The sequence below is a fragment of the Parageobacillus thermantarcticus genome, from assembly GCF_900111865.1.
Lineage (GTDB): Bacteria > Bacillota > Bacilli > Bacillales > Anoxybacillaceae > Parageobacillus > Parageobacillus thermantarcticus.
Genome location: NZ_FOJS01000101.1, coordinates 1 through 1,291, shown reverse-complemented (window position 1 = coordinate 1,291; position 1,291 = coordinate 1). Strand labels below are relative to the sequence as shown.

Genomic DNA, 1,291 nt, shown 5'->3' with positions numbered 1-1,291 from the left:
ACTTGTACAGTCGGTTTTAACGGCTCTTTATCCTCAATAGTTTGTTTTTGTTCCTCGTAAAGCTCTTTGGCAATATCAAATTTTTCTTGAAGCGCTACAATTTCATCTTTCAGCTTTTTAGCTTCCTCAATTTTGTTTTCCGCAAGAAGTTTGCGGGCTTCTTTCTTTTTGTTTTCGATTTGCTCCAGTAATTCGCGTAATTCTTTCGGCATATTCATTTCCTCCTTTTTTGTTTTTGTGCAATAAAAAAGGAACTAGATTAAATCCAGTTCCAAAAGCAATCGTTCTTTTTCGTCTTGCTGTTGTTGCTTACTAATAAATTTCATGACATCCTGCATAGATCGGTTAGCACTATTGACAATTGCTAACCGGCTAAACGCTGTGACGTCGCCAACCTCCGGCTTTCCATCTTGGTATAGGATGCCGTCAGCAAAACCTTCTTTTACGGCGACGTTGGCTGACATCCATGTCTCATCATCCATCATTTGCGAGATTTTGCTGCGTGATCTGCCTGTTTTTAAGACATAAGCGTTAATTATTGAGTCTTTGATGGTGTCTAAAATGTCGGCGACTTTTCGAAAAACGTGCATATCTCCGTATGCTCCTGTCAGTGGGTTGTGAATCATCATCACCGCCATCGGGCTCATGAGTACCTCATCGCCAGCCATCGCGATGACAGACGCCGCGCTCATCGCCTTGCTGTCGATCTTGACGGTGATTCTTCCGTCATGTTCTTTTAACGCATTATAAATGCCTGCCGCCGCGAACACGCTGCCGCCATAGCTGTCAATCCATACGGTAATGTCCTTACCTTTATACTGGCTCAATTCTTCCTTAAATGCGTTTGGCGTGGTCACTGGCATCCCAAACCATTCGTATAGCCATGCTTCGTCATCGTCTACAATGTCACCTTCGATGCGAAGCTCCACGCTCTCCGGTTCTGTTTCGGTCGCTTGGTTGACGATGAATTTCCAAAACGGCATCAACTGTCACCTCCTTTCTGGTACTGCTGGCCGATCATCGTGATCGGGATATAGTTGCCGTTCACCATTAGGACATCACCGCCTTCCTCGGCTGGTAAATCAAGATAGCTTCTTGCTTCATTAGCTGTGTATATGCCATTATTTACACCTTTCGATAAGGCTTCCATTTGCGTCTTAATATCCGCTCGCAAGATGACGTTAACATTGAATTTAAAGAAATAGCCTTGTTGAATAAGCTCGTTCGACAGGATTTTATAAGTAATCTCTTCCTCGTACTGTTTCAAAATGTAAAGGAGCGTATCAACATA

Annotated in this window: 2 protein-coding genes and 1 pseudogene; all 3 read right to left on the bottom strand. The window is 43.3% G+C overall.

Annotation, left to right across the window (positions count from 1 at the left end; all coding sequences use genetic code 11):
* Positions 1-212: pseudogene (locus tag BM278_RS18195) on the bottom strand (phage major capsid protein); the annotation flags it as partial.
* Between the two features lie 42 nt (positions 213-254).
* Positions 255-983, bottom strand: coding sequence for a head maturation protease, ClpP-related (locus BM278_RS18190; protein WP_090952548.1), 729 nt, complete (start codon positions 981-983; stop codon positions 255-257).
* A partial coding sequence (locus BM278_RS18185; protein ID WP_143093500.1) for a phage portal protein occupies positions 983-1,291 on the bottom strand: 309 nt, incomplete at its 5' end. The genes BM278_RS18185 and BM278_RS18190, both read right to left, overlap by 1 nt.

Bases quoted from the DNA above. Each gene is read 5' to 3' on its own strand.
- BM278_RS18190 (WP_090952548.1), bottom strand. From the start codon at position 983: ATGCCGTTTTGGAAATTCATCGTCAACCAAGCGACCGAAACAGAACCG.